We start from the raw sequence: 26,745 nt of genomic DNA, 5'->3' as shown, positions 1-26,745 counted from the left end.
TAGGTAATAGGTAATAGGTAATAGGTAATAGGTAAGTACCTGGACAAAAATAAACCTCACTTCTTGATGCAAAGCGCGAGTGGGGGAAACCCCCTGTTCCGAAGCTGCATCGCTGTATTAACTTCTGTAAAGTTGCCAAAAGCCCCTCTACTCCCAGCTCCGTTCGCGTAGCGTGGCCTACGGCCTCAGTCCCTGCTCCCTATTTCAACAGTTAATTTTACTTTTGTCCGACTACTTATTTCAACATTTACGTTTAACAGCCCAAGAATTTGCTGAACGTATCCGTGGATATTGGGGTGTTGAGAATAAAGTCCACTATGTTCGCACTGGTACTCAAGGTGAAGATAAATCCAGAATTCGCACTAACCCTCTGCCTAAGATTTTTACCGTAGCTCGCAATTTTACACTCAATTTATACCGTGACCAGATGTTTAACAACATGGCACAAGCTCAGCGATGCAGCGCGGTCTTGGGGGTTTCCCCCATGAGCGACTGCATCAAGACAACGACTCTGTTCTTTTGGTCTAGACACGCTTAAGCAACTTTTTAGAATGAAATAGCCCTGGGTAATGGGTAATGGGTAATGGGTAATGGGTAATTGACCCAACTATACTTGATATCATTCCTAGCAATCGTAACAGAGCCTCTCTATGACTATTCCGGTTCCGCCAAGAACTCGTGCTCAAGAATCTCGGGCTGCTATCGAACGGATTTATGTGATCATGCGACATCTATTTATCCGAGGATACTACAAGCCGGGCGGGGCTTCTGGTGCAGCCTTGAGGCAAGCGTTGCTGACTTTGCAACCGGAAATTTATGGCTCGATTGCTGACCCACAGAAAGTGGAATTGAATGGTCTAGTTTATGTTATCGATCGCTTACCCTGCGGCATGGAAATGTGTCGTTTTGTGAAACTGGTGGCGGCAGAAGGGTATAGTCAATCAGGATTTGAGACAATTGTTCCTGCTAAACGTCGCCGTAATTGCTACCGCATTGATCAAGAAACGATGCTGATCGAAATTACCCGAGGGCGTAGCGAGATTTATGACATTCTTACCCATCTGACGTTTATTTATATCGAAGCTAATAAAATTAGAGACCATGCTCTGGAGGAAGGTCAACCAACACGAGAGTGGATAAAGCTCGAAGAAATGGTTACAGCTCAACAATCCCCAGATAATCCTAAGTCGTTGGTGTCAGAAGACCTTGAAGTCCAGCATCGAGCTTTTTCTTACTTAAGTACTCTTTTAGGACGCACCTTTGAAGAAACCAAACACGCTTACCATCGCCTGGCTCAGGGAAGCTCTGATAATAATGGTCTATTTGATATTATTTATTGGCTGGGTCGAGTGGCAATGGAAGAAGTCCAATCCCAACGCGATCGCAAAATTACTTTCAGTTCCACACTGCGGGAGCGGATTGGACATCATATCCACGGGGCGCAGTGGGCAAGTGATGTTAAAGGCTTTGTGTTAGAAAACAACTTATGGGAGCGCCCACTCCATATTATTAGTGCGAATTTGCATAGCGTGATGAATTGCTTATTTGCGCCATCAGCACTGAAACACACCTTGGGAGAAGACAAAAAAATTGAGGACATTGCCCGTGAGTTAAGTCTACCAGAAAACGCCCACCTCAACCAAGAGGTTAGGGAGTTTGCCTTACAAAATGGGATGTTTTATCTAGCCGATAGAGCTGGGACAAATATCCACGTGCAAATTTTTGATACTGCTATGTTACCCCTCCCTTTGCTATCTCCTGAGTTACCCATTAATCCTAACATAATTGAACAAGAAAAGCCAGTTCTCTTGGTAATGGATTATGCTTTTGGGGAACAAGCGTTTGAGATTATGGATGAATTACTCAAACCTTATAAAACCGGTGGGCAATCCCAAAAACTTAATGTTAAATCGATTTCGGTAATGGGAAAAGCGGGAATATTGGTGGGACACAAGGGAGATTTAATGCTACCAACGGCACACATTTTTGAGGGAACAGCGGATAATTATCCTTTTGTTAATGAGCTAAAGAGTGAAGATTTTCAAGATGATGGCATTCCCATTTATGAAGGAGCGTTGGTGACAGTAATGGGAACCTCTTTGCAAAATTCTGATATTTTAGCTTACTTCAAAAGTTCATCGTGGAATGTAATTGGCTTGGAGATGGAAGGGGCACACTTACAAAAGGCAATTCAAGCTGCTTCTATGATCCGAAAAAGTATCGATGAGAAGGTAAAGCTGCGTTATGCTTACTATGCTTCTGATAACCCCTTGTTGACTGGCAGCACCTTAGCTTCCGGGGGATTGGGAACAACAGGTGTTAAGCCCACCTATTTAATCACTATGAAATTTCTTCAGAAAATCCTGGGATAGGTAATGGGTAATGGCTAATAAGTGTTGAATTTGGGAACAGGGAACGGGGAACAGGGAACAGGGAACAGGGGGTTTCCCCCACTCGCGCTTTGCATCAAGACAGTGAGATGAACCCATAGCGGTTCTGATACTAATGGGATACACAAGATTGTTTCCCTGTTGCCTGTTGCCTGTTGCCTGTTGCCTTTTGCCTTTTGCCTTTTGCCTTTTGCCTGTTCCCTACTCCCTACTCCCTACTCCCTATTCCCTGGGCGCAGCGCTATAATAATTAGTTAATCGGAGATGCTATTCTTCAATCTCTTCATCTTCTTCCTCCAGAGAGTAAGTGCTAATAAATGTTGATAATGCATCTGCTATATTGAACTCTGGATACTCTCTGAACATTTCTAGAATCGGATTGTCTTCTTCGGTATACTCATCCTCCCATTCATACATGTTTCCCGAGTCATCAATATCAGTAAAGGTTACTGGAACTGGTGAGCTACTAAAACATCTGACATCTGACCAAGGCAACATCTCAGCAGTACTGTCATATCTGTAGATATCAAGATACATCAAAAAAGGAATTTCTTCAAAGATAATTTCATAGTATTCTTCGATTAATTTATATAACTCTGACTTATCTTTATTCAGCTTTAGCCAAAAGGTCATTTGCTCAGAGTTGGCAATTGATTTCAAGTTTTCATCTACTAGAGAACAAAATTTAACGCCTAAATATAAATCTTGATACCTTTTTTCAACCTCATAGCGCCATTCGTCTACTTGACTGGGAGTGATTATAGAGTCATGGGGGATTAAATTATCTTTATAAAACCATAAACTAGGAGCGTAATAGGAAAAAGGTCTTCCCTTTTTTCGGCGTTTTTTATTTTTACTGCGCTTGTTCATGATCTTTCTGTTTATAGTAAGGAAAAGTGAACAATATAGAAACAAAAATTACCCCCAGTTACGACTTTTGTCAATAACTGGGGGTAGGGAGTTAATCAGACAATTGCTGAAAACAATTTGTGAAAACGCGATTGACTGTAGGTCACGCTACGCGATGCGACCTAGGAGCCGCTAAAAGCGATCGCATTCTCACGCATCCCCTATCCCACTTAGTTCATGTAGGGTGGGCAGTGAACCACACCGATTCACCAAGCCAAAGCCCATGGCTAAGCACTGCCCACCAACGGATTAATCACAATTGATGTAGGGTCCGCAGTCAACCAGACCGATTCACCAAGAAGCGCGATCGCGAAGCGGTTCCTTACTGGCAGTGCCAGACGCTGCGCGAACGGAACATCGCATTACTTGACACTGCCCACCAACGGATTAATCACAGTAGATGTAGGGTGGGCAGTGAAGCAGACCGATTCACCAACCTGGCGATCGCATTACTTGACACTGCCCACCAAAGGATTAATCACAATTGATGTAGGGTGGGCAGTGAACCAGAATGATTCACCAAGCCAAAGCCCATGGCTAAGCACTGCCCACCAACGGATTAAGACACAGAACAGGGAACTAACCAGATCAAGGAGACTTTAACTGGTCAGTTATTTCTCCCACGGTGTACTAGTCGTTATTAAAACATCAGATCCCCAAGGTTATAGGTATCAGTAACTATAGCAATAACCTCCAGGGAAGGAGTATTCATAGAGATAAAGTTATCCCCAAAGATATAGTCGCCAATTGCTCCATGGAGTTTAATTTTATCTATACCAGATTCGAAATCCGTAATTACAGCGTAATCATTGAAACCAAACCATCCTGCCCCGACATAGTAAGCATTATTCTCATCTCCAAGCACAAATGTATCAGCACCAGCTCCTCCGGTTAAGATATCAATTTCATTAACACCTGGATTGTTACTGCTGGGATCGACACCTACGATAGTATCATCACCATCGCCACCAGACAGAGAGTCATTACCTAAGCCCCCAAGCAGAGAGTCGTTACCTGAGTCCCCAGACAGGGAGTCATTACCTGAGTCCCCAGATAGAGTGTCATTATCTGAGCCACCGAGAAGGGAGTCGTTACCATCGCCACCGAGAAGGGAGTCATTACCTGAGCCCCCAAACAAAGTGTCTTCACCTGAGCCCCCAAACAGACAATCGTGACCTGAGTCGCCAGAGAGAACATCATTACCTGAGCCGCCAAACAGAAAATCGTTACCTGAGCCGCCGATAATAGTGTCATTTCCCTCTTGACCAAAAAGAAGGTCATTGCCACCGAGTCCTATAATGATGTCATTGCCCTCAAGTCCCAGGATTAAATCGTCGTTGGCAGTACCCAGTAAAAAGTCAGCATTGGGAGTACCAATAATAAAGTTAAAAGGCCCTGAGATTTTAGTTGTCGATGAGAAAGTTTTTAAGTCTGACTCATTGGGAACTAAATCTTGTATCTGCTTGAAACTTAACGGAGTCAGGATAGGACTCTTAGAAGGTAATATCGGGCTACGAACTTCCTGATCCTGGATAGATTTTGGCAGTGACTTGATTGACTCTAGTTCTGATTTTGGAATTAGGCCGGATGGTAAGCTCTCAATTGTATCTATTAACGTAGCCATGGTGAATTTACTCTTGTTTTTGGATGTACCTAACGTTTCGATCGCAGCACCAAGAAAATACCTAATGGTCATCAGCAGTTGATTACTCCGACTTTGACAAAATCTTAGACTCCAAACTGCCTCCTCTTTGACCGACTGCATCGCTTTCAGGAATCTTTAGGAAATTTACCTTTTCCCCTTGCCTAGAAAGGTTTGCAGCAGTAGTAGTCCCTGATGGGGGAGATCCAAAGGAGCCCAAAAATGTCAAATTACCATTAAGACCATTAAGGATTATTGGCTGCGATCACCCCAGGGTAAACCCATCTTATTTTGGAATGCCTACTGGATATGGAATTCATCAGATAAGTATTTATCCTGATGAATTTTGAAATCTTTGATGAGTAAGGATTCTATAATTTAGATGGGTTTGTCCTGTGAATAATTCGTTTACTTTGGAACGAAAATTTGAACACTCCACCTATCTATAATCCTGGAGATTATTTGTGATTAACTCTATAGGCTCCGATTTGAAGTTACCCATACCTATAATCGAGTTTTTGGATAACCCAAAACCCTAGGGAGTGTTAAGCACCGTGTTTATTCTGGCAACCACAAACTAGGCAAGTAAGGCTACCTTGAATAACGCCAAAACAGCTATCTTAGCGATGGGGGCAGAATTCCACTTGCCACCCATTTATCTTTTTTCGTTCTCTAGATAGAAGAGTAATTCATTTACTGCATCAAATCAAGTCCTATCAAGGATTAATTATTAAATTTTAATTAAGGAAAAAATATGAATAATGATATATGAAGTATAGATGAATTATGAAGGATAAATTATGAAGTTCATGTAGATAAATTATGAAGTTCATATAGGGTGGCCAGTGAACCAAACCGATTCATCAAGCCAAAGCGCATTACTGGGCACTGCCCACCAACGGATTAATAACAATTGATCTAGGGTGGGCAGTGAAGCAGACCGATTCACCAAGCCAAAGCCCGTTGCTAGGCACTGCCCACCAACGGATTAAAAGATATAAAAAACAGGAAACAAACCAGATCAAGGAGACTTTAACTAATCAGTTATTTCTGCCATTCTTTACTAATCCTTAGACAAAGGACAAATCCCCGATTTGGTTATAGCCACCAGACACAATAGCAATAATGTCAACAGAGTTGAAACTATTCCCTATATTGAACTGAGATTGAACAGCTGAACTGTTACCTAAAGCAATATTATTAGCAACCTGTTGAACTGAAGCAAGACTACTTGTGCCAAGAGAAGAGACGCCTTGATTGACAGCGATAAAGTTTGCTCCAAAGATATAGTTGATGCCTGACTTGAGTTGAATTTTATCCGTACCGGATTGGAAATCTGTAATTTGGGCGTAGTCATTAATACCCAATACTCCTCCTCCACCGACATAGTAAGGATTGTTGCTATCTCCAATCACAAATTTATCAGCACCAGTTCCTCCAGTTAAGGTATCCTTTTCATTAATGCCTGGATTGTTAACGTTGGGGTCTACACCTACGATGGTATCATTACCAGAGCCACCAGACAGAGAGTCGTTACCAGAGCCCCCAGACAGAGAATCGTTACCAGAGTCACCAGACAGAGAATCATTACCATCGCCCCCAAACAGAGAGTCGTTATCTGAGCCCCCAAACAGAGAATCGTTATCTGAGCCGCCAAACAGAAAATCGTCACCTGAGCCGCCGATAAGAATGTCATTGCCCTCTTGACCAAAGAGAATGTCATTGCCCTCAAGTCCTGCAATGATGTCATCTCCCTCAAGTCCCAAAATTAAATTGTTGCCACCATTACCCGGTAAAAAGTCAATATTGGGAGTACCAAGAATCAACTGCAAAAGCCCTGAGCTTTGATTTTGGAACAATGATGATGTTTGTACGTCTGGCTCATTGGAAACAAGCGCTTGTATCTGGAAACGAGAGACCGGAATCGCTGGAACAGAAGGATTAGCTAACTGGGGGCTAGGAACTTCCTGATTCTGGATAGATTGTGGCAGTGAGTTGAATAACTGTCGTTCTGATGCTGGAATGTTGGGTAAGCTATTAATTGCATCTATTAACGTAGCCATGGTAGATTTACTCCTGTTTTTGTCTAGATTTTAATTAGGTATCTATAAAAGCTATCCACCTGGATTTAGATAATTATGCAAAAAGCCTAATATTTTTTTTTCTAGAAGTGAATTTTATGGGACTTATGTACTATAAAAACGTCGAAATAGCCTATAAGCCAGGATTTCAGCAAATTTAAAAATTTTATTTGAGACATAAAAATGCCCCCAAGTGATTGACAAAAGTCATAACTTGGGGTAAAGAGTGAATCAGATCAGTGAATCAGGCAATTGGTGAAAACGCGATTGACTGTAGGTCACGCTACGCGATGCGACCTAGGAGCCGCTAAAAGCGATCGCATTCTCACGCATCCCCTATCCCACTTAGTTCATGTAGGGTGGGCAGTGAACCACACCGATTCACCAAGCCAAAGCCCATGGCTAAGCACTGCCCACCAACGGATTAATCACAATTGATGTAGGGTCCGCAGTCAACCAGACCGATTCACCAAGAAGCGCGATCGCGAAGCGGTTCCTTACTGGCAGTGCCAGACGCTGCGCGAACGGAACATCGCATTGCTAGCCACTGCCCACCAACGGATTAATCACAATTGATGTAGGGTGGGCAGTGAACCAAACCGATTCACCAAGCCAAAGCCCATGGCTAGGCACTGCCCACCAACGGATTAATCACAGTAGATGTAGGGTGGGCAGTGAACCAGACAGATTCACCAAGCCATAGCCCATTGCTAGGCACTGCCCACCAACGGATTAATCACAATTGATGTAGGGTGGGCAGTGAACCAGACCAATTCACCAAGCCATAGCCCATTGCTAGGCACTGGCCACCAACGGATTAATCACAATTGATGTAGGGTCCGCAGTCAACCAGACCGATTCACCAAGAAGCGCGATCGCGAAGCGGTTCCTTACTGGCAGTGCCAGACGCTGCGCGAACGGAACATCGCATTGCTAGCCACTGCCCACCAACGGATTAATCACAATTGATGTAGGGTGGGCAGTGAACCAAACCGATTCACCAAGCCAAAGCCCATGGCTAGGCACTGCCCACCAACGGATTAATCACAGTTGATGTAGGGTGGGCAGTCAACCAGACCGATTCACCAAGCCAAAGCCCATGGCTAAGCACTGCCCACCAACGGATTAATCACAGTTGATGTAGGGTGGGCAGTCAACCAGACCGATTCACTAAGCCAAAGCCCATTGCTCGGCACTGCCCACCAATCGATTAATCACAATTGATGTAGGGTGGGCAGTGAACCAGACCGATTCATCAAGCTGGCGATAGAATTACGCTCGCACTGCCCACCAACGGATTAAGACAGAGGAAAAACAGGAAACAAACCAGATCAAGGAGATTTTAACTAGTCAGTTGTTTCCGCCACCCTGTACTAGTGCTTAGACAAAGGAAAGATCCCCTTGGTTATAGCCATCAGAGACTATAGCAATAACATCAAAGCCGAAATTAGGCACGATCTGAACAGACTTCAAACTATCCCTTGTGGTGAGCTGAGATTGAACACCATTACTCTTACCTCCAGCAATATTCTTAGCAATCTGTTCAGCTGAAGCAAGACTTTTCTCAGAAGAAGATAAGCCGTTATTGAGAGCGATAAAGTTTGATCCAAAGATATAGTTGATGCCTGACTTGAGTTGGATTTTATCCGTACCGGATTGGAAATCCGTAAGTAGAGCGTAATCATTGAGACCAAATAATCCTCCTCCACCGACATAGTAAGGATTGTTGCTATCTCCAAGCACAAATGTATCAGCACCAGCTCCTCCGGTTAAGGTATCCTTTTCATTAATACCTGGATTGCTACCGTTCGGATTTACACCGACGATTGTATCATCCCCAAAGCCACCGATCAGAATATCGTTACCTAAGCCCCCAAGCAGAGAGTCGTTACCTGAGCCCCCAGACAGAGTGTCCTTACCTGAGCCCCCAGACAGAGTGTCCTTACCTGAGTTCCCATACAAACGATCGTTACCTGAGTTCCCAAACAGACAATCGTTACCTGAGCCGCCGATAAGAATGTCGTTACCTAAGCCGCCAGATAGAAAGTCGTTACCTGAGCCACCATACAGACAGTCGTTACCTGAGCCACCATACAGACAGTCGTTACCTGAGCCACCGAGAAGAAAGTCGTTACCTGAGCCCCCAAACAGAACGTCATTACCTGACCCGCCGAAAATAATATCGTTACCTGAGCCCCCAAACAGAACGTCATGGCCACCGAATCCCCAAATGGTGTCATCTCCGCCAAGTCCCAGGATTAAATCGTTTTTGATAGTACCCGCTAGACAATCATCTTTGGGAGTACCAAAAATCCTGTTAACAATTCGTGGGATTTTAGTTTTCGGCGATAATGCTCGTAAGCTTAACTCATCGGGAACTAACTTTTGTAACTGGGTCAAATTTAACGAAGTCAGTGTACCAGCAGACCTAGGTTGGGGGATACTAACTACTGTATTCTGGATAGATTTTGGCAGTGACTTTATTGAATCTAGTTCTGATTTGGGAATTAGGTTGACTAATGTCTGAGTGTTACTTACCAACGTAGCCATGGTCAATTTACTCTTTTTTTGAATGTACCTAACGTTTCGATCGCAGCATCTAGACAATACCTAATGGTCAAGAGCAGTTGATTACTCGGACTTTGACAAAATCTTAGACTCCAATCACCGATCACCGAGATCGGGACAGGGCCGTGGAAGGAGCCCAAAAATTTCAAAGTCCCATGAAGACCATTAAGGGTTCTTAGCTGCCATCACTCTTTTAATCACTCCAAAAATCCGATTTTTCTACAGTTGTATATAAAGTTTTGTAACGATTTTCCGGATTCTGGGTATTTACAGGATTTATTGGGGCTGAGATGGCTACATATCAATTGTTCTGGCGATCTTCTGGCCAAGGGAGATGGGGCAGATTTTTATTAAAACAAACAAAAATTACCCCAAGTGATTGACAAAAGTCATAACTTGGGGTAAAGAGTGAATCAGTTGATGTAGGGTGGGCAGTGAACCAGACCAATTCACCAAGCCAAAGCCCATGGCTAGGCACTGCCCACCAACGGATTAATCACAGTAGATGTAGGGTGGGCAGTGAACCAGACAGATTCACCAAGCCATAGCCCATTGCTAGGCACTGCCCACCAACGGATTAATCACAATTGATGTAGGGTGGGCAGTGAACCAGACCAATTCACCAAGCCATAGCCCATTGCTAGGCACTGCCCACCAAACGATTAATCACAGTTGATGTAGGGTGGGCAGTGAACCAGACCGATTCATCAAGAAGCGCGTTCGCGAAGCGGTTCCGAAGGAACATCGCATTACTTGACACTGCCCACCAACGGATTAATCACAATTGATGTAGGGTGGGCAGTGAACCAGACCAATTCACCAAGCCATAGCCCATTGCTAGGCACTGGCCACCAACGGATTAATCACAATTGATGTAGGGTCCGCAGTCAACCAGACCGATTCACCAAGAAGCGCGATCGCGAAGCGGTTCCTTACTGGCAGTGCCAGACGCTGCGCGAACGGAACATCGCATTACTTGACACTGCCCACCAAACTAATCGTTAGACAAAGATCAGATCCCCTTGGTTATAGCCACCAGACACAATCGCAACAATGTCAAAGCCGAAACTAGGCGCGATCTTAACAGAGTCCAAACTATCCCCTGTGGTGAGCTGAGATTCAAGACCATTACTCTTACCTCCAGCAATATCCTGAGCAATCTGTTCCGCTGAAGCAAGACTTTTCTCAGAAGAAGATAAGCCGTTATTAAGAGCGATAAAGTTTGATCCAAAGATATAGTTAGCTTTTTTCAGTTGGATTTTATCCGTACCGGATTGGAAATCCTTAAGTAGAGCGTAATCATTCAGACCCAAAAATCCTCCTCCACCGACATAGTAAGGATTTTTGCTATCTCCAATCACAAATTTATCAGCACCAGCTCCTCCGGTTAAGACATCAATTTCCTTAATACCTGGCTTTTTACTGTTGGGATCGACACCTACAATGGTATCATTACCACCGGCACCAGTAATCTCGTCACTTCCGGCACCACCAGTAAGTTGATTACTGTTGTTATCACCAATAATGGTATCGTTACGACCAGCACCCTTGACATTCACAAAGTTTTGGACAGTGCGATTCAGAACTGGACCATTAACAACATTAATCTGTAAACTGTTCTTTTGCAGATTTACGTTCACAGAGGCACCAGTACCAGCAGAAGAGGCATCAATAGTATTAGCTTGACCTGCATCCCCAATAATCGTCTCCACTCGGATCAGCTCATCCTTACCAAGACCACTTTTGTTAACGATTCCCGTGGGTAAAAGAGTAATGGCTCGACCGAGACCAGTGTAATCGACGGTATCCTTACCTTCCTCTCCATCCAGGACATCATTACCACTACTGCCAATAAAATTGTTTGTGCCAGTTCCGCCAAATAGGGAGTCATTACCAGAGCCACCATCCAAGATATCATTACCAGAACTGCCAAACACAAAGTCATTACCTGAGCCGCCAGATACAAAATCATTACCTGAGCCAGCGATAATAATGTCATTTCCCTCTTCACCAAACACAAGGTCATTGCCACCGAGTGCTACAATGACGTCATTTCCGCCACGTCCTAAAATTAAATCGTTCTTGTTACTACCTATTAAAAAGTCAGGATTGGGAGTACCAATAATAAAGTTAAAAGGCCCTGATATTATAGATTTCGATGATAAGCTTTTTAAGCCTGAATCATTGGGAACTAACTGTTGTATCTGGGTCAAATTTAACTGAATCGGTGTACCAGCAGACTTAGATAAATCGGGGCTAGGAACTACCTGATCCTGAATAGATTGTGGCAGTGACTTGATTAAATTTAGTTCTGATTCCGGAATTAGGTTGGATAGCTTATCAAGTTCAGTTACTAACGTAGCCATGGTTAATTTTCTCTTTTTTTTGGTATGAATCCACCTTAGCGATCGCAGCAGCTATAACATACCTAATGGTGATTAGCAGTTGATTAGGTTTTAGGATTAGGTCAAGGAGTATAGCCTTAGCAAAGGGAACAGGGAATAGGGAACAGGGAACAGGGAATAGGGAATAGGGAATAGGGAATAGGTAAGAGCGAATCTGGTAACAGGGAAAAAATAGGTGTGTGTAGCTAATTACTATGAGAATCGCTATAGTTATTAATTAATTATTAATAAAAAATTAACAAATGTTAATTGTGACTTGTTACTTGGCAGCACCAGCTCGATCCAAAAAAGATATATAGTGTTAATCCTACTTATGAAGTACATTCAATTTTCTTATCCCGACTCCCGACTCCCGACTCCCGACTCCCGACTCCCGACTCCCGACTCCCTAAAACCCCAAGGGCGAGGTACCTCACCCAATTGAGAACTGCTATGGTACCCATAACGGGTACTGTCAAATTTTATTAAATAAAGTAAACTAGAGTTGTCAGTCAATCGGTTATCGGGGGTGTTTAGTTTAGGAATTAAATTAAACCTAAATTCAGCCGAATTTACCTGATAATTACCGATATCAAATTCTCATATTTCCTTAGATTTTTTTTTAAACAGCCTTACAAATTTAGGGACAGTAATCAGGGTAATTTGCTTACGTATAGATGTCAAAAAAACTGATTAAAAAAAAAAAAAACAGCATAGTTATCATCATCGGGGACATATACGTTTTGCAAATCTATCTAGTAAACGCTCCCAATAGCTACATTATTTACTAGTTTATTGATTAGTTTATAGGTAGCTAGTCGGTGCTATTGATTAGAATTACCTACTATGAACTATAACACCAATCGATTTGAAGATGAACTGTTTATCAAAGCAGCCAAACTGTGGAATTTAGAAAAGTTGTATACAGAACTGGCTCAGAAAAAAACCATTGCTACAAATAGGGAAATCAAATTGACCCCAGTGGAAAAAGCATGCTTAAGAGGTTTGCTGTGCGGCTATGCTCCCAAAAAAATTGCTGGTGCTCTCCATTGGAGTTGTGGCTCACTTAGCGTTCAACTAACTAAAGGTTTGTATCGGTATGTAGAAACCTTAACTAATCGGAAATCGAACACCCTAAAAAGTTGGAGAGATATCTCGATATGGCTGGAAGCGGCTGGATACAAAACTCCGCAGCAGTGCCAAGATTGGGGTGAAGCACCACAGATTTCTGCATTCTATGGACGCACTAGGGAACTGAACACCCTTAAGCAATGGATTAGTCTCAAACGAAGCCAATTGGTAGCAATACTTGGGATAGTAGGGGTTGGCAAAACATCGTTAGCTGCCAAGTTAGCACGAGAGATTCAGGGGGAGTTTGATTATATTATTTGGCGATCGCTATCCTCTGGCCAACCCCTGAAGCAACTGCTGACACAGCTGATACCATTCCTGTCTCACCAGCAGTCATCGGAGTTACCAGAAGATATTAACCTGCTGATGTCTGATTTTCTAGAGTGTTTACGAGAGCATCGCTGTCTGGTAATACTCGATGATGCTGAACAGATTTTAAGCCGTGGCACTTTAGTTGGACAGTATAAAGCGGGATATGAGGATTATGGTAAACTTTTTAGACGAGTAGGACAAGAAAGACACCAAAGTTGTTTGCTCCTAATCAGTTGGGAACCACCGCTACAAATGGAGTTACTGGAGAAAAAAAACTATTCCACTCGTTCATTAACCCTAAACGGTTTACCAACAGAAGACGCTCGGCAACTATTAGTAGCTAATGGTTTGTCTGAACAAGAGCAAGACATAGAACTCATTAAACGTTATCGAGGCAATCCCTTAGGGTTAAAGCTGGCTGTAAAAACAATTAAAGACTTTTTTTTTGGTAGTGTATCGGAATTTTTAAGTTGGGATGACGTGATTGTTCCTGAGCCAATGAGAACAATTTTAATCGAGCAATTGAATCGGTTAGATGAGTCAGAGAAGAAGGTGATTGCTTATCTAGCTAGGAATCCTACCCCCATTTCTATTAAACAATTGCGCCATAGCATTACCTTAGACTATAATTCACAACTTATTTCCGTTTTACAGTCTTTGGAAAGGCGCTCACTAATAGAAAAAATTTCCCACAGTAATCGCACATTTTTTACCATAATTCCTGTAATTAGGACGGTTATTAATGAGCATGAAGGTTGTTTGCCTTAGGCGTTTGGTCTAGGGTAGGTTGAAGGTTTAAGGTTGAAAGTTGAAGGTTGACAGTCAACCTTCAACAAAAAACGACTCTAGCATTTTATAGCCTAATGAGGTACACAGGATTTGTTCCCTGCTCCCTGCTCCATGCTCCGTTCGAGTAGCGTGGCCCACGGCCTCAGTCCCTAAACTCAAAAATGTACCTCACCGAATTGATAAATACTAGATAAGTTAACTTTTAATTAACTTATACTATCTCAAAGTCTTGGACACCCACCGAGGTGCTGGTGTTGATTGTAGCAAACTGAGCTCCGCTTCCGAGACCAGCTGCACTGCCATTCTGGTTGTAGAATAGATCCCCGGTGTTGCTGTTGTAGACAATCCAAGCACTACTACTTGCGACCTGGCTATTACTGGATACAACCGCCCATTCACTGCTAGCTAAGCCGCCACTCGACGTACCAGTGAGCGTAGTGAAGATATTCTGTTCCAGACGAATTTTGTCTTGACCTCCGAGGTTAAGAATGCTATCGAGACCCAAATCGCTGAAATTGGAAACTCCACCAAAAGTAAAGCTAGTAATACCGTTGCCACTGATTAGGACATCATTACCAGCTCCACCAACCAGATTGTCATCGCCATCACCTCCAATCAGAGTGTCATTCCCGGCATCTCCAATTAGGTTATCATCACCAGCTCCGCCAACCAGGCTATCATTGCCAGCATTACCCCTGAGGTTGTCATCACCGGCTCCGCCAATCAGGGTGTCGTTGCCATTACCTCCAATACCAACTAAAGGTAAGACAGCATTGGTTCCGTCGAGAAGGTCATTACCATCACCGCCATTAAAGACTACCTGCTGTACATCAGTACCGGACAAGTCATTAACAGTTAAGGTGTCATCACCCCCAAGACCATTGATCTCAAACTGTTCTACATCATTGACATTCAGGTTGAACAGACCGAGATTCAACCGCTCAAAGCGTACCCTGGGGCCATTGGGGTTGAGGGCAAAGTTATCTCCGGCACCATCTGCGCCATTGACTTCTACCACATCAAAGCCAGCACCCCCTTCCATGATATCGCTACCATCACCGTTATTCCAAATCAGTCGGTCATCACCATCTGCGCCATTGATATTGTCATCACCGCGATCGCCAATCAGGGTATCATTGCCTTCACCACCATCTAGAAGATCAATACCATCACCACCGCTTAATAAATCATTGCCAGCTCTGCCATCAAGTAAATCTTCCCCAGCAGCCCCTGCCAGGGTGTCATTGCCAGCACCCCCATCAAGAAGGTCATTGCCACCCACACCTAGTAAGAGGTCATTGCCAGCACCCCCGATCAGGTTATCGTCACAGTTGTCTCCTACTAGAGTGTCATTACCTGGACCACCGATTAATGTATTCATGAAACTTACTCCTGAATTTTTCAGAGATTGTGAGTAGGTATCTATATATAACTATATACCTCTGTTTGGATAATTATGCAAAAAGCCTACTATTTTTTTTAGAAACTTTGTGTACATATATACTATTCAAGCGAAAAAAACTCGTAATAGAGGGACTTTCAGGCTCCAAAAGAAGTCCTGAAACCTGCTTGAGGACTTCTTTTGGAGCCAGTGCAAAGCAATCACAAACCTCAATAGATGGGCATTTGTCACAAGTTAAGATTGTGTATCATTTGTCAATGACTTAGTTACAAAATGTTACTGGTTGTCAAAGTGCTTGCTAATTCAGGCTTTTGAGATTTTCATGGTTTTGGCGATCGTGTTTCTTGGCAAAGCGATCGCCAGATACCCACTCCCCAAAGACAAGTCATTCAATCATCTGCAATCATTGGGTGTAAATCCTCAATGCCAATCACAAGCAGGTTCGACCCGTGGCGAATTTAATAATTAGATGCGGAAAGCGCACCTAAATAGATTGAAGGTAAGGTAAAGATTAATTAACAATACCTTGACAAAATTTATTCTGCCTTAACTTGTGATGAATGATAGATGGGGTAGGTGCGGAATATGGGTTATATCCCTCTTCTGTCACTCTCGGAAAACTTTTACCATTTCTGAATTCTAGAGCTTTTCTCTGGCAAGGGATCGCCCGATTTTTTCTTGATAAAAATTGATCAGAGGGCTAAAATTATCAAAATGTTATTATCAAGGTCTGTATTGCTTAATATACCTTGTGTGTAGAAATTATTCATAATAGGAAAAACCGGAAAGTGATAGAAGAGGGATAACAACCCTTTAGAATTCCCCGGCAGGGGATAGTTCAACTATTAACTCAGTGATCGGATCTACTGTAGACACTACTGGTTCAAGGTTAGAACCCAGACTTAGTTCCATCTGTTCACGGTACATACGGGCAAGAGCACCAGTGAAGCCAGCGTTGTAGTCAAGAGCGACTTCATTAATGGCATAGTTAGTTCGATCATCGACATAGGCATTATCGTCTGGTTCAGAGGGACCACCTACCAATGCACCATAGAGAATGTTGAGGTTGTCCGTTGGTGATTCGATGTCATTGGTGGTGGAACCATGGGCTCCACGATGGTGGGGATTCTTGGGAGAATTGTGGCCAAAACCCACGACATAACTGAAATTATTGGGATTATCCCCAAGAATGTAGTCAATTTGATCAGCTGCGAAATCGGAGTAACGACCATTACCATCATTAACGGTATCACTATAAATACCAGCAAGGAAAGCGGTATTGGCAGCATATCGTAGGGAACCCCAGTCATTGAACCAAGCTAGTCCACCCTCAGTATATTCGATACCTTCACCACTGTCGTCACTCCAGTAGTCCAGCCAGCGTTCTACTTCGATACGGTACCTATCTTCGTCAGTTTCCTGAGCAAGGAGGATGCCAGTACCATAGACTTTTTGATCCCAAGATTGAGTCTGAGTCGGATCAATACCTAGATAGTAACTTTCGGCTTTATCCAAGTAGGTCTGGTCACCGGTTGCTTTGTACAGCCAAGTTGCAGACCAGGCTAGTTCGTCTTCGTAGCCACTCCAAGAATTGTAGAAAATAGCAGCATCGGCGATAGAGTCAGAGTAGTTACCCTGATAGGTCTCGGCAAAGTCAAATAGGGCTTTGGCGTTTGTGAGTAGTTGATTAGCGTAGCTGCTGTTTGTAGATTGGAAGGCAATTGAGGCAGCAGCTAAGGCAGCAGCGGATTCACCAGCTAGGTCAGAACCTGGATTTAACGGATCAATTTTGAACGCTGGTCGCGCCATGGTCATGGTTTCCGGCGGTGCCCAGACGCTGTGGTCGATTTCACCGGATCCAACCTGTGCCCAGAACTCTTGGGTTTGACCGTTACTGTCTGTGATGTGGGCTTTGAGTATGTAATCGGTACCCCATTTAATGGCATCCAACGCCTCATCCCATTGACCCATTTGCTGGTAGGCATCTTGATATTCGATTGCCCCCCAAGCTAGCATAGTCATGGCAGCAGCCATGGGGAAGCCGAACTTGACGTGGTCCCCAGCATCGTAATAACCGCCAGTGAGGTCAACTCCTACATCAGCACCATCGTTGAGGCCAGAATCCCCGCGCCATGGGATGCGATTGTCCTCTGGAAGTTTACCAGAGCGCTGAGCTTCATAAAATAAGAAGGACTTTTCGACAGCATCACCATAGTTAAACTGTGTTGATAAATTGGTTGAGAAATTGCTGCTGATGATACTAGGTACAGTCTCACCATTTCCATTGGATGGGTTGATTTGAACAGGAGTAGATGCATTCATTAGTAATTAAAATTTAGTAAATTTTTAGTAATTTTTGAGAACCAATCAAGTCAAATCACCCCTGTTTAATACTGGAAAAATAAAACAGGTCACATTACCATTTTTTGTGGTTTATTCTGTTGTTTATGACTATAAAAATAACGAAACAGGGTAAATCATCCCTGTGTAATAAAGGGAAAACGAACTAGTCTCTAAGTCTCCGTTAATAAAGGAGATAATAGGTCATCCTATTTGATTGACAAAGGCACTTTAAATTTGAGTAGTATTACTCTCAATGGCGACACCGAAATAGTTTTCTTTTGTAACGATAGCTAATACTAGTTTACAACTGTCAAGATATTAGTGTTAAAGAAAATTAGAAGATATTGTTAATTTTTAGTAAAGAATTAAAATGCCTAACACACAGTATCTTAGAATAAACGGTTTTAAATTAGGTGAGATACATTTTTATAGAGAATAGGGAACAGGGAACAGGGAACAGGGAACAGGGAACAGGGAACAGCGGATCACCGGAACAGGGAGCAGTGATGCAGCGCTATACTTTATTAACTCTTGCCTCTTGGCTCTTGCCCTACTTTTCGGTATCTCCCCATCTCCCCATCTCCCCATCTCCCCATCTGGTTAATCTGGGGGACAGAGGAAATTTTGGAGTTTTTCCGGCATTTCCTCAAAATTCTCTAGAAGGAAGTCTAAGGGAAGGAGCCAGAAGCCAGCACCAGTTGTCGAATCTTCGCCCTGGCTTCTGGCTCCTTCCTTTTGTAATAATACAAAAAGTATAAATAGGATAAAAACCTTAAAAAACTTAAAAAACTAATTTGGGAGTAACCTTAGGATGTTTTTGTTGTTCATATGACGGTGTCTTACCTACTGAGTCGCCTAGTTTGTAATATGTGTGTAATACAATAAAGTTGTGAAAATTTAATCAATAAAGTTGTGATCTTATCAACTTGTTGAGGTCACTTAAACGGCGGTACGTTAAGCATAGTAAAGCGATGCAGCGCCTTCATGCGGGGGTTTCCCCCACTCGCTATTGCATCAAGAAGCGTTGATAGACTTTGGTACTATCTCAAATATAATTCCTTAAAATTCAATTTTTAAAGAAAACTAAATTTTGACAATAAAATAGGTTTGGCTATATGGTATTTAAGGCTCATATTGTTTAAAATTATCATTGGCTTGACAACAGTCTAAGATTAGTGTTATAGACATTGATTAAACTTGTGATAACAAGTTTTTACTCAGATTTACTTATGTTGTATTAGGAAAATAATTTCTCTATATAAATAAAATTTAATCATGGAAATATCTATGAAAAAAAATTATATTTTGTGAGTATTTATGACAATCCTCTGGACGTTGAGCCAATGGATATCATTGATATCAAGGTGCAGGAAACTATTTTCCGAGGCAAGACTATTTTCCCAGTTGACTAACCAAAGTAATTTAAACTATGCTCAATTGCAACAGATTAGGTTGTTTGTGCCAGACCAGCGTATCTCTGGGTAAGGTTCAGCGGTTGAAGAGGGTGATTGTATTAATCACAATCTTTGCTGTACTCGAAATGGTTGTCGGCTTTGTTAGCCACAGTTTAACTCTCAAAGCTGATTCGGCTCACATGCTGGCAGATATTGTAGCAATGAGTATTGCTTTGCTTGCTGCATGGCTGGCTCAAGGCTCCTCGAAGTCTCGAAAGCAAATGAGCAATCAACCGATTGAGGTTTTGGCTGGTCTGATCAATAGTATCGGTCTAGTGGCTATGTCTGTATGGATTGGGCGAGAAGCGATCGCCCATCTGCAAGGGACACCTGAGGAAATCCTCAGTTTGCCGATGCTAGTCACTGCGTTAATTGGCGTAGTGATCAACAGCATTAACCTCTATTGGCTAGGGGAAAATACTGAGCAAGACCTCAATCTGCGTGGTGCATTTTTGCATGTACTGGCAGACGTAGTTGGCTCAATCGGCACTATAATAGCTGCTTTGGCGGTTGGAATTTTCAACTGGCCTCAGGCGGATGCGATCATCAGCTTTAGTGTAGCTATTTTAATTGGCTTAAGTACTCTTCCGCTGCTGCGGCAAACCCTGCGACTAACTAGAACGAGGGCGATAGAACCCCCCCCTCATGAGTTAGGCTGGCTAGAGTTAGGAAAGACCGATTTAGTGTCTTTGATAAAACTCAAAGAGGATTGAAAATTACTGGAGAGCTATTGATTTTGAAATGATATTTTTCGGTAATTTTTAGGTAACCATTTAGTGGTCAGTGGTCAGCGGTCAGTGGTCAGCGGTCAGCGGTCAAATGATGGCTTTTTGTTTTAAACTCTCATACCAATTATTTGTCAACTTTCTCTAGTAGTATTTGCTTAAAAGCTAGTCCAGCTCCCAATCTTCAATGCGTAGTCCACGAACTCTGCTAAATTCAGCCGTATTATGGGTAACCACAATTAAATCATTAGCAAGGGCGATCGCAGCGATTTGTAAATCATAAGGTCCGATTGGTGTTCCCCTAGCTGCTAAATCAGCCCTAATTTGTCCTGCTATTCTGGCAGGATTGGTGTCTAGCGGTAGAATCCTAAACTGACTGAAAAATCGTTGCAAAAGTGCTAAATTTATTGACTGTTTGGCACTACGATAAGCACCGTAATATAACTCCATTTCGGTTATGGAGCTGATAAAAATAGTCTCTGGTTGTTCGGTAGCAAGGCGAGATGTCACCGCCGGACTGGTATTGTTCAACAGCCGAATGCAAACATTGGTATCCAAAAGGTAGCTCAAAATAGACTCTCCCTTGTCTCAAACTCTTCCTGCTGCCCCCGCTGTAACGGTTCTCCAGCCCAACCCCCAATTACTTCCTCAAAAAAACCAGGCATCCAACCTTGGGGTGTTTCTACTTTTAACGATGATTTTAATGGGTTAAAAATTACCATAACTTCTAATTCTTTGTTCGTTATCCCTACTGGAACGTCCAGATGTAGAATGCCATCAGACCCCACATGGGAGATTAATTTAATACTTTCCATTGTGCTTTCTGGTTTATAGAACTTATCCAAGTTTATAGCAGTTCTCAATTGGGTGAGGTACTTCGTCCGGGAAGTGTGGGTCTTGTGGAAGGTTTGGGATGTGTGGGGGGAGAGGATAGAAAGGGAAGTGTGGCTGAAAGGGCTAGGTTTTTTACCTCAGGGTCAAACGGTTTCACAACTTGGCTTCTGATTTGGCCTACCCATTTCTAATTTCTTCCGGATCGAGACAGGGCCATGAAGGAATAAGAATTAGTAGATGCACCCTGACTGATCCCTCAGCTACTCGCTGGGGATTTTTTTTTGTTCAATTTTGTCTCAAGTTATCTATTAGTTATATGTGGGATAGCCATCTTGGCTGTCTCCTTGGCCTAAGGGTTTCGTAAGCATTCAGCATTCAGCTATCAGCTATCAGCGATTAGCGCTACAGATCGTACTACTTGATGTGCTTATGGGCTATTAGGAAGCTACGGAACTTTTGAATAAAACCAAGTAAGCATTCGAATAATGCTGAGTTATGGAAAGCTGTTCGCGTAGCGTGAGCTTTTAGCTCACGGCTGACCGCTGACCGCTGAATGCTTACAGGGTTTCTAAATTCTTCCGGATCGAGACAGAGTCATGAAGGATTAAGAAATAGTAGATGCACCCTGACTCATTCCTCAGCTACCCGCTGGGGATTTTTTTTGTTTAATTTTGTCTCAAGTTATCTATTAGTTATTGGGATAGCCATCTTGGCTGTCTCCTTGGCATAAGGGTTTCTAAATTCTTCCGGATCGAGACAGAGTAATGAAGGATTAAGAAATAGTAGATGCACCCTGACTAATCCCTCAGCTACCGGCTAGGGATTTTTTTTGTTTAATTTTGTCTTAACCAATCTATCAGTTCTATCTGGGATAGCCATCTTGGCTGTCTCCTCAGGGTAAGCGCAAGAAAAATGAACTAATAATATGCTAAGGGAAGCGATGTCACAATAAAGGTATCCAATGGTTAAAGGCTTCGATAAACCAAATAACTCAACCAGAACCAGTGGTCAATCCTTGCCGCTACAGCCTGCCCTTGATTGTCAACAGGTTCAGCAGCAACTGCTCGAGCATTTTGAGAACCTCAGTGATCCGCGAGGGAAACAAGGGGTGCTTCATCCATTGGTAAGTATTGTGATGATTGCACTGTTAGCTACCATTGGGGGTGCGACGGGGTGGGAAGATATCGAAACCTATGGGGTCAGCCACCAGCATTGGTTATCCAGCTTTCTACCATTGCCCCATGGGATTCCCTCGGCGGATACATATCGGCGAGTGTTTGAACAGATATCCCCCAGTGCGTTTGAAGATAGTTTCCAGAGCTGGTTAAGATGTTTGGTCACAGATAATCGAGCCCAAGTGATTCCCATTGATGGCAAACAACTCAAGGGCTCCTATGACCGTAACCAGGTACAATCAGCGTTGCATTTGGTTAGTGCTTGGGCAACTGAGCATCGGCTGTTTCTCGGGCAAGTGAAAGTGGATGATAAAACCAATGAGATTACAGCTATCCCAGCTTTACTAGAATTATTGGACATTTGTGGGTGTATCATTACCATTGATGCCATGGGGACTCAACATCAGATAGCCCATAGTATTCGCTCGAAAGGTGCAGATTATGTTTTGACCCTCAAAGGGAATCATCCCACTTTGTTTAAGCAGGTTAAGCAATGGTTTGAAACTGCTGTTGATAATAAGTTTGAGGGCATTGAGTATAGCTATGATGTCCGAGTAGAATCAGGACACCATCGTACTGAAAAGCGTCAAGTGTGGGCAGTTTCTCTCGACCAGATCGAGGAGGATTTGTACCAACAGTCCCAGTGGTCTGGACTACAGAGCATCGTGATGGTTATTCGTACCCGCTATTTGTGGAACAAGACTACCCGTGAGGTCATGTTCTATCTCACTTCTCTACCATCGAATGCCCAAAAGTTGGGTAAAGCTATTCGACAACACTGGTCTATTGAAAACCAACTTCACTGGGTATTAGATGTGACCTTTGGGGAGGATGCTAGTCGGATTCGTACAGGGCATGCACCGCAAAATATGGCTTTACTAAAGCGCTGGAGTCTCAATCTATTGAATCAAGAAACTAAGTATAAGCGCAGTACTCGTCAAAAAGCGAAACGAGCCAGCATGGATACAAGGTATATGTTTAAGGTTTTAGAAGCGTCTATTCCTTTGAAGTCTAGCATATCTAAGGTATAAATTTTCTTGCGTTTACCCTGGCTGTCTCCTTGGCCTAAGGGTTTCTAATTTCTTCCGGATTTAGACAGAGTAATGAAGGATTAAGAAATAGTAGATGCACCCTGACTAATCCCTCAGCTACCGGCTAGGGATTTTTTTTTGTTTAATTTTGTCTTAACCAATCTATCAGTTCTATCTGGGATAGCCTCAATTCAATTCTCTGGAAGACATTCCCAACTGATATCCCAGGGCCTTCTTCTTCATGGTCTGGAAAATGTTGTAAAATCCATTAGCGCGAGAAGGGGTTAAACTAGCGTTCAATCCTATGTCTTGAATAAAGTCAGGAGATAGGTTGACAATCTCTGTCGGCGTCAGTCCATTCAAGCCTTCAATCAACAACGCTACTAATCCTTTAACCAATTGGGCATCTGAGTCTCCCTGATACAAGACTTTGCCATCATCCAAGTTAGCGGTGATATAAACCTGGGACACGCAGCCAGGAACCTTGTTTTCTGGCACTTTATCAGTTTCTGGCATTGTCTGAAGCTTCTTGGCGTACCACAGCAACTGCTGATACCGTTGCTTGGGGTCTTTGCGGCGCTGAAAGCGTTCTACAATCCGAGCAAGAGCTTCTGGTAAAGGGCTTGAGGTGGCTGACATACCCAATGTTTAAAAAGGATTAACCATTTTATTTATAGCAGTTCTCAATACCGAATTGATAACTAGACTTCTTGCAGAAGTCGGGAACAGGGAATAGGGAACAGCGGATCTGGGAACAGGGAGGAGCTGATCAGGGTAGGTTTTTAACAAAGACGTGAGTATCAACTTTGGGGTGTGGGGTGTGGGGTGATTGGACTTGTCTTCCTTTTCCTCCCTACTCCCTACTCCCTACTCCCTACTCCCTAAAACCCAGGACTTTGTTCCGAACCGAATTAATAACTGTTATAACTGCATATTAGCTGATCAGTTGACATCCAGAGGAGTACAGAGTTTGTGAGCCAATATAAATCGTCAACGGTCAAGGGTCAACCGTCAACCTTTGATAAACAAAATCCTCGCCAGTTAGCATTCCTAGCTCTCCGGGATATTCATCGGCGGGGTGCTTTTGCTGATATTGCCCTGAATCGAGTGCTACACACTGCTCAGTTAACTGGTGCTGATCGGGGCTTAGTGACAGAATTAGTTTATGGTAGTGTCCGACGACAGCGCACTTTGGATGCTCTACTTGACCAGTTGGGCAAAAAGAAAGCGAATCAACAACCTCCAGATTTGCGCACTATACTTCACCTTGGACTATATCAGCTGCGCTATCAAGGCCGAATTCCTGCTTCAGCAGCGGTCAATACCACCGTTGAGCTAGCTAAGAACAATGGCTTCAAAGGACTGGCAGGGGTGGTTAATGGTTTATTACGAAACTATGCCCGTTTAGCTGCCAATTCCCCTGACCCTTTGCAGTTGCCAGAAGGGGATATCGAGGGTTTGGGCATTTTACACAGTTTTCCCGATTGGATGATCCAGCTGTGGTTACAACAGCTGGGACTAGACGAAACAGAACAGCTGTGTCAATGGTTTAACCAATCTCCTACCATTGACTTACGGGTCAATCCCCTCAAGGTGTCCATGGAGGAGGTGGAGGCAGGGATGCAATCTGCTGAAGTGGCTATTCAGCGGTTACCGACCTTGGTGTCTCACGAGGACGAGGGGAATGGTGAGATTATCCCTATTTTCAGCAATGCAGCTCAGGTCCCCCAAGCACTGCGGGTTGTGGGTGGTGTTGGTGCGATTCAAGAGCTACCGGGGTTTAAGGAGGGTTGGTGGACTGTTCAAGATTGTAGTGCCCAGCTGGTCAGTTATCTGCTAGACCCTCAACCTGGTGATGTGGTGATTGATGCCTGTGCTGCACCGGGGGGCAAGACAACTCATATTGCGGAATTAATGGCAGATCAGGGCAAGATTTGGGCATGCGATCGCTCAGCTTCCCGCCTCAAAAAAGTCCAACAGAATGCCGAACGGTTACAATTACAATCGATTCAGATCAGTACTGGTGATAGTCGCGATTGCCCTGAATTTACTAACATCGCTAATGCTGTGTTATTAGATGCTCCCTGTTCCGGTAATGGTACCCTTCACCGACGTCCTGATATTCGTTGGCGCATGACTCCAGAAAAAGTTCAAGAACTTACTGTTTTGCAAAAAGAATTGTTAGAGCATACCGCAACTTGGGTCAAGTCCGGAGGTGTGTTAGTCTATGCTACCTGTACCTTAAATCCTCAAGAAAATGAGGCGGTAATACAATGGTTTCTGGAAGGTCATTCTCAGTGGGAAATTGAACCCCCTACTCTTTCGTTTCTTAAGGGGTTTTCAACACCGGAAGGTTGGCTGAAAGTTGTGCCCTATCGAGACCAGATGGATGGTTTCTTTATGGTGCGGTTGAAACGAATGGATTAGTTAAGGGATATAGGAAGGGGAATCGGGAATCGGGAATCGGGAATCGGGAATCGGGGAGAGTAGTAGGGTGGGCAAAAACAGTTTGGTTTTGTTGAGTATTAATGATTATATTACTTTGCCCACCCTACGTTAATTGGTATTTTTTTGAACTTTTTCTTTCTCTCTTAGGACAACTGATTAATTTCATCGATAGTCAACCCCGTATATTGAGCAATATCACTCAGGGGTAACCCAGCGGCCTTCATCTGTTTAGCAATCTGGTATTTTCCTTCAAGTCTACCTTGTTCTCGTCCTTCTAGCCTTATTTCTTCTCGTCCTTCTTCTCGTCCTTCCCTTTTCGCAAAATTCAATGCACCTCGCCAGTCCCACAAGGCCATTTCCTGTTTCCAAATCTTTTCCAATTCTGACTCACTAAACCCCGCTTGATTCGCTATAGTTAAAGCTTTTTCTAGCTGTGGGATTTCCCTGAGTTTGTCAGGAATGATTTCTAAGTTGGGCGCTTCTTTGATAAAAAATATCCACTTATCTATCACACTTTCCAACTCTTCCAGTTGCTTAGTAAATTTGGGGAGTTCCACAAACACCAACTTTAATTCGTTCTCCTGATAAGGCAAGTGGTCTTCTTCCTCTTGAAAGTAAAAACAGCTAATGACTTTCTCGGTTGAGGGGAATAACTTAAAATCCGTGATGGTTAAAGCAATGACCGGATTGAGATCGAAATATCCCTGTCCCGATTTAAGTTGATTTCCATAGGTTTTGCACAAGTTATACACCACTCGCTTCTCGAAAGCCTCCACATTCCAGAGTTGCATCTCAATGATGACAGTAGTTTTATCTTCTAATACTGCCTTCACATCCAGATACGTGTCTTTTAAATCTACTACATCCCCCGCACTATAGGGATCAATAATTTCTAAATCCTGGATGACTGACTTACCGGAGTATATCATGGCATTTAGGAAGGAAATCAGAATATCTTTACTCTGATCTGAGCCAAAGATTTTCTTGAAAGCAAAGTCAGTTTTCGGGCTGATGAATCTCATGGTTTTACAGGTTTATATAGGGAACAGGGAATAGGGAACAGGGAATCGGGGAGAGTAGTAGGGTGGGCAAAAACAGTTTGGTTTTGTTTAGTATTAATGATTATA

Annotated in this window: 24 protein-coding genes; 12 read left to right on the top strand and 12 right to left on the bottom strand. The window is 43.2% G+C overall.

Annotated elements, in window-relative coordinates:
* Positions 1 to 172 precede the first annotated feature (172 nt).
* The 3 genes from BJP37_RS06075 (at position 173) to BJP37_RS43315 (ending at position 2,637) form a co-directional block, all read left to right on the top strand.
* Positions 173 to 538 carry a hypothetical protein gene (locus BJP37_RS06075; RefSeq protein ID WP_075897291.1) on the top strand — a complete coding sequence of 122 codons (366 nt, stop codon included), beginning with the start codon at positions 173 to 175 and terminating at the stop codon, positions 536 to 538.
* Positions 539 to 650: 112 nt separating this feature from the next.
* Positions 651 to 2,372, top strand: coding sequence for a DUF6909 family protein (locus BJP37_RS06070; protein WP_075897289.1), 1,722 nt, complete (start codon positions 651 to 653; stop codon positions 2,370 to 2,372).
* Between the two features lie 133 nt (positions 2,373 to 2,505).
* On the top strand, positions 2,506 to 2,637 hold the full coding sequence (locus BJP37_RS43315) for a hypothetical protein (protein WP_269086956.1): 132 nt from the start codon (positions 2,506 to 2,508) through the stop codon (positions 2,635 to 2,637).
* A 20-nt stretch (positions 2,638 to 2,657) separates the two neighbouring features.
* On the opposite strand, the gene BJP37_RS06065 is transcribed toward BJP37_RS43315, so the two are convergent.
* Positions 2,658 to 3,260, bottom strand: a complete 603-nt coding sequence (locus BJP37_RS06065) for a hypothetical protein (protein WP_075897287.1) — start codon at positions 3,258 to 3,260, stop codon at positions 2,658 to 2,660.
* Positions 3,261 to 3,379: 119 nt separating this feature from the next.
* Between BJP37_RS06065 and BJP37_RS38625 the strand changes: the two genes are divergently transcribed.
* Both BJP37_RS38625 and BJP37_RS35745 read left to right on the top strand, forming a co-directional pair.
* Complete coding sequence (locus BJP37_RS38625) at positions 3,380 to 3,562, top strand: hypothetical protein (RefSeq protein ID WP_143727485.1); 183 nt, start codon at positions 3,380 to 3,382, stop codon at positions 3,560 to 3,562.
* Positions 3,563 to 3,665: 103 nt separating this feature from the next.
* Positions 3,666 to 3,902 (top strand): hypothetical protein, encoded by a 237-nt coding sequence (locus tag BJP37_RS35745; protein ID WP_143727486.1) that lies wholly within the window; start codon positions 3,666 to 3,668, stop codon positions 3,900 to 3,902.
* A gap of 37 nt (positions 3,903 to 3,939) precedes the next feature.
* On the opposite strand, the gene BJP37_RS06060 is transcribed toward BJP37_RS35745, so the two are convergent.
* Both BJP37_RS06060 and BJP37_RS06055 read right to left on the bottom strand, forming a co-directional pair.
* Positions 3,940 to 5,064, bottom strand: coding sequence for a calcium-binding protein (locus BJP37_RS06060; protein WP_075897285.1), 1,125 nt, complete (start codon positions 5,062 to 5,064; stop codon positions 3,940 to 3,942).
* A 947-nt stretch (positions 5,065 to 6,011) separates the two neighbouring features.
* Positions 6,012 to 7,004: a calcium-binding protein gene (locus tag BJP37_RS06055; protein WP_075897283.1), complete on the bottom strand. Its 993-nt coding sequence runs from the start codon at positions 7,002 to 7,004 to the stop codon at positions 6,012 to 6,014.
* Between the two features lie 273 nt (positions 7,005 to 7,277).
* Between BJP37_RS06055 and BJP37_RS35740 the strand changes: the two genes are divergently transcribed.
* A complete protein-coding gene (locus tag BJP37_RS35740) occupies positions 7,278 to 7,460 on the top strand; it encodes a hypothetical protein (protein ID WP_143727485.1) in 183 nt (60 codons plus the stop codon).
* A 942-nt stretch (positions 7,461 to 8,402) separates the two neighbouring features.
* Here BJP37_RS35740 and BJP37_RS06050 read toward each other — a convergent pair.
* Positions 8,403 to 9,572 carry a calcium-binding protein gene (locus tag BJP37_RS06050; protein ID WP_081431091.1) on the bottom strand — a complete coding sequence of 390 codons (1,170 nt, stop codon included), beginning with the start codon at positions 9,570 to 9,572 and terminating at the stop codon, positions 8,403 to 8,405.
* A 1,019-nt stretch (positions 9,573 to 10,591) separates the two neighbouring features.
* Entirely contained in the window at positions 10,592 to 11,956 is a 1,365-nt protein-coding gene (locus BJP37_RS06045) for a calcium-binding protein (RefSeq protein ID WP_075897281.1), read from the bottom strand.
* Positions 11,957 to 12,820: 864 nt separating this feature from the next.
* Here BJP37_RS06045 and BJP37_RS06040 point away from each other — a divergent pair.
* Positions 12,821 to 14,185, top strand: coding sequence for an NB-ARC domain-containing protein (locus tag BJP37_RS06040; RefSeq protein WP_075897279.1), 1,365 nt, complete (start codon positions 12,821 to 12,823; stop codon positions 14,183 to 14,185).
* A 232-nt stretch (positions 14,186 to 14,417) separates the two neighbouring features.
* Here the strand turns inward: BJP37_RS06040 and BJP37_RS43310 are convergent, their stop codons facing one another.
* Positions 14,418 to 15,587, bottom strand: a complete 1,170-nt coding sequence (locus BJP37_RS43310) for a calcium-binding protein (RefSeq protein WP_075897277.1) — start codon at positions 15,585 to 15,587, stop codon at positions 14,418 to 14,420.
* A gap of 343 nt (positions 15,588 to 15,930) precedes the next feature.
* Between BJP37_RS43310 and BJP37_RS40800 the strand changes: the two genes are divergently transcribed.
* Positions 15,931 to 16,077: a hypothetical protein gene (locus tag BJP37_RS40800; protein WP_198953967.1), complete on the top strand. Its 147-nt coding sequence runs from the start codon at positions 15,931 to 15,933 to the stop codon at positions 16,075 to 16,077.
* Between the two features lie 344 nt (positions 16,078 to 16,421).
* Here the strand turns inward: BJP37_RS40800 and BJP37_RS06030 are convergent, their stop codons facing one another.
* Both BJP37_RS06030 and BJP37_RS38620 read right to left on the bottom strand, forming a co-directional pair.
* Positions 16,422 to 17,930, bottom strand: a complete 1,509-nt coding sequence (locus BJP37_RS06030) for a glycoside hydrolase family 9 protein (RefSeq protein ID WP_075897275.1) — start codon at positions 17,928 to 17,930, stop codon at positions 16,422 to 16,424.
* Between the two features lie 447 nt (positions 17,931 to 18,377).
* Positions 18,378 to 18,539: a hypothetical protein gene (locus BJP37_RS38620; RefSeq protein ID WP_158069452.1), complete on the bottom strand. Its 162-nt coding sequence runs from the start codon at positions 18,537 to 18,539 to the stop codon at positions 18,378 to 18,380.
* A gap of 841 nt (positions 18,540 to 19,380) precedes the next feature.
* Here BJP37_RS38620 and BJP37_RS06025 point away from each other — a divergent pair.
* Positions 19,381 to 20,118: a cation diffusion facilitator family transporter gene (locus BJP37_RS06025; protein WP_075897273.1), complete on the top strand. Its 738-nt coding sequence runs from the start codon at positions 19,381 to 19,383 to the stop codon at positions 20,116 to 20,118.
* Between the two features lie 177 nt (positions 20,119 to 20,295).
* On the opposite strand, the gene vapC is transcribed toward BJP37_RS06025, so the two are convergent.
* Positions 20,296 to 20,700, bottom strand: coding sequence for a type II toxin-antitoxin system tRNA(fMet)-specific endonuclease VapC (vapC, locus tag BJP37_RS06020; RefSeq protein WP_070391598.1), 405 nt, complete (start codon positions 20,698 to 20,700; stop codon positions 20,296 to 20,298).
* Positions 20,697 to 20,945, bottom strand: a complete 249-nt coding sequence (locus BJP37_RS06015; RefSeq protein ID WP_075897271.1) for a hypothetical protein — start codon at positions 20,943 to 20,945, stop codon at positions 20,697 to 20,699. The genes vapC and BJP37_RS06015 overlap by 4 nt, the downstream gene beginning before the upstream one ends.
* 980 nt (positions 20,946 to 21,925) lie before the next feature.
* Between BJP37_RS06015 and BJP37_RS06010 the strand changes: the two genes are divergently transcribed.
* A complete protein-coding gene (locus tag BJP37_RS06010; protein WP_075897269.1) occupies positions 21,926 to 23,170 on the top strand; it encodes an ISAs1 family transposase in 1,245 nt (414 codons plus the stop codon).
* A gap of 186 nt (positions 23,171 to 23,356) precedes the next feature.
* Here the strand turns inward: BJP37_RS06010 and BJP37_RS06005 are convergent, their stop codons facing one another.
* Positions 23,357 to 23,809 carry a SufE family protein gene (locus BJP37_RS06005; protein ID WP_075897267.1) on the bottom strand — a complete coding sequence of 151 codons (453 nt, stop codon included), beginning with the start codon at positions 23,807 to 23,809 and terminating at the stop codon, positions 23,357 to 23,359.
* Between the two features lie 196 nt (positions 23,810 to 24,005).
* Between BJP37_RS06005 and BJP37_RS38615 the strand changes: the two genes are divergently transcribed.
* Both BJP37_RS38615 and rsmB read left to right on the top strand, forming a co-directional pair.
* Complete coding sequence (locus BJP37_RS38615; RefSeq protein ID WP_158069451.1) at positions 24,006 to 24,146, top strand: hypothetical protein; 141 nt, start codon at positions 24,006 to 24,008, stop codon at positions 24,144 to 24,146.
* Positions 24,143 to 25,597, top strand: coding sequence for a 16S rRNA (cytosine(967)-C(5))-methyltransferase RsmB (gene rsmB, locus BJP37_RS06000; protein WP_075897265.1), 1,455 nt, complete (start codon positions 24,143 to 24,145; stop codon positions 25,595 to 25,597). Before BJP37_RS38615 ends, rsmB begins: the two co-directional genes overlap by 4 nt.
* Positions 25,598 to 25,761: 164 nt before the next feature.
* On the opposite strand, the gene BJP37_RS05995 is transcribed toward rsmB, so the two are convergent.
* Entirely contained in the window at positions 25,762 to 26,640 is an 879-nt protein-coding gene (locus BJP37_RS05995; protein ID WP_075897263.1) for an Rpn family recombination-promoting nuclease/putative transposase, read from the bottom strand.
* Positions 26,641 to 26,745 lie beyond the last annotated feature (105 nt).

Origin of the sequence: Moorena bouillonii PNG (assembly GCF_001942495.1) — a bacterium.
Lineage (GTDB): Bacteria > Cyanobacteriota > Cyanobacteriia > Cyanobacteriales > Coleofasciculaceae > Moorena > Moorena bouillonii.
This window is presented reverse-complemented; position numbering and strand designations above follow the sequence as displayed.

What these genes read in the sequence shown, in the direction of transcription:
- BJP37_RS06050 (WP_081431091.1), bottom strand. Translation starts at nt 9,572, where the DNA reads ATGGCTACGTTGGTAAGTAACACTCAGACATTAGTCAACCTAATTCCC.
- BJP37_RS43315 (WP_269086956.1), top strand. Translation starts at nt 2,506, where the DNA reads ATGGGATACACAAGATTGTTTCCCTGTTGCCTGTTGCCTGTTGCCTGT.
- BJP37_RS06030 (WP_075897275.1), bottom strand. Translation starts at nt 17,930, where the DNA reads ATGAATGCATCTACTCCTGTTCAAATCAACCCATCCAATGGAAATGGT.
- BJP37_RS05995 (WP_075897263.1), bottom strand. Translation starts at nt 26,640, where the DNA reads ATGAGATTCATCAGCCCGAAAACTGACTTTGCTTTCAAGAAAATCTTT.
- BJP37_RS06060 (WP_075897285.1), bottom strand. Translation starts at nt 5,064, where the DNA reads ATGCAGTCGGTCAAAGAGGAGGCAGTTTGGAGTCTAAGATTTTGTCAA.
- BJP37_RS40800 (WP_198953967.1), top strand. Translation starts at nt 15,931, where the DNA reads ATGGTTTTGGCGATCGTGTTTCTTGGCAAAGCGATCGCCAGATACCCA.
- BJP37_RS06010 (WP_075897269.1), top strand. Translation starts at nt 21,926, where the DNA reads ATGGTTAAAGGCTTCGATAAACCAAATAACTCAACCAGAACCAGTGGT.
- BJP37_RS38620 (WP_158069452.1), bottom strand. Translation starts at nt 18,539, where the DNA reads ATGGGGAGATGGGGAGATGGGGAGATACCGAAAAGTAGGGCAAGAGCC.
- BJP37_RS43310 (WP_075897277.1), bottom strand. Translation starts at nt 15,587, where the DNA reads ATGAATACATTAATCGGTGGTCCAGGTAATGACACTCTAGTAGGAGAC.
- BJP37_RS06070 (WP_075897289.1), top strand. Translation starts at nt 651, where the DNA reads ATGACTATTCCGGTTCCGCCAAGAACTCGTGCTCAAGAATCTCGGGCT.
- BJP37_RS06005 (WP_075897267.1), bottom strand. Translation starts at nt 23,809, where the DNA reads ATGTCAGCCACCTCAAGCCCTTTACCAGAAGCTCTTGCTCGGATTGTA.
- BJP37_RS06015 (WP_075897271.1), bottom strand. Translation starts at nt 20,945, where the DNA reads ATGGAAAGTATTAAATTAATCTCCCATGTGGGGTCTGATGGCATTCTA.
- BJP37_RS06040 (WP_075897279.1), top strand. Translation starts at nt 12,821, where the DNA reads ATGAACTATAACACCAATCGATTTGAAGATGAACTGTTTATCAAAGCA.
- BJP37_RS06045 (WP_075897281.1), bottom strand. Translation starts at nt 11,956, where the DNA reads ATGGCTACGTTAGTAACTGAACTTGATAAGCTATCCAACCTAATTCCG.
- BJP37_RS06065 (WP_075897287.1), bottom strand. Translation starts at nt 3,260, where the DNA reads ATGAACAAGCGCAGTAAAAATAAAAAACGCCGAAAAAAGGGAAGACCT.
- BJP37_RS06055 (WP_075897283.1), bottom strand. Translation starts at nt 7,004, where the DNA reads ATGGCTACGTTAATAGATGCAATTAATAGCTTACCCAACATTCCAGCA.
- BJP37_RS06025 (WP_075897273.1), top strand. Translation starts at nt 19,381, where the DNA reads ATGCTCAATTGCAACAGATTAGGTTGTTTGTGCCAGACCAGCGTATCT.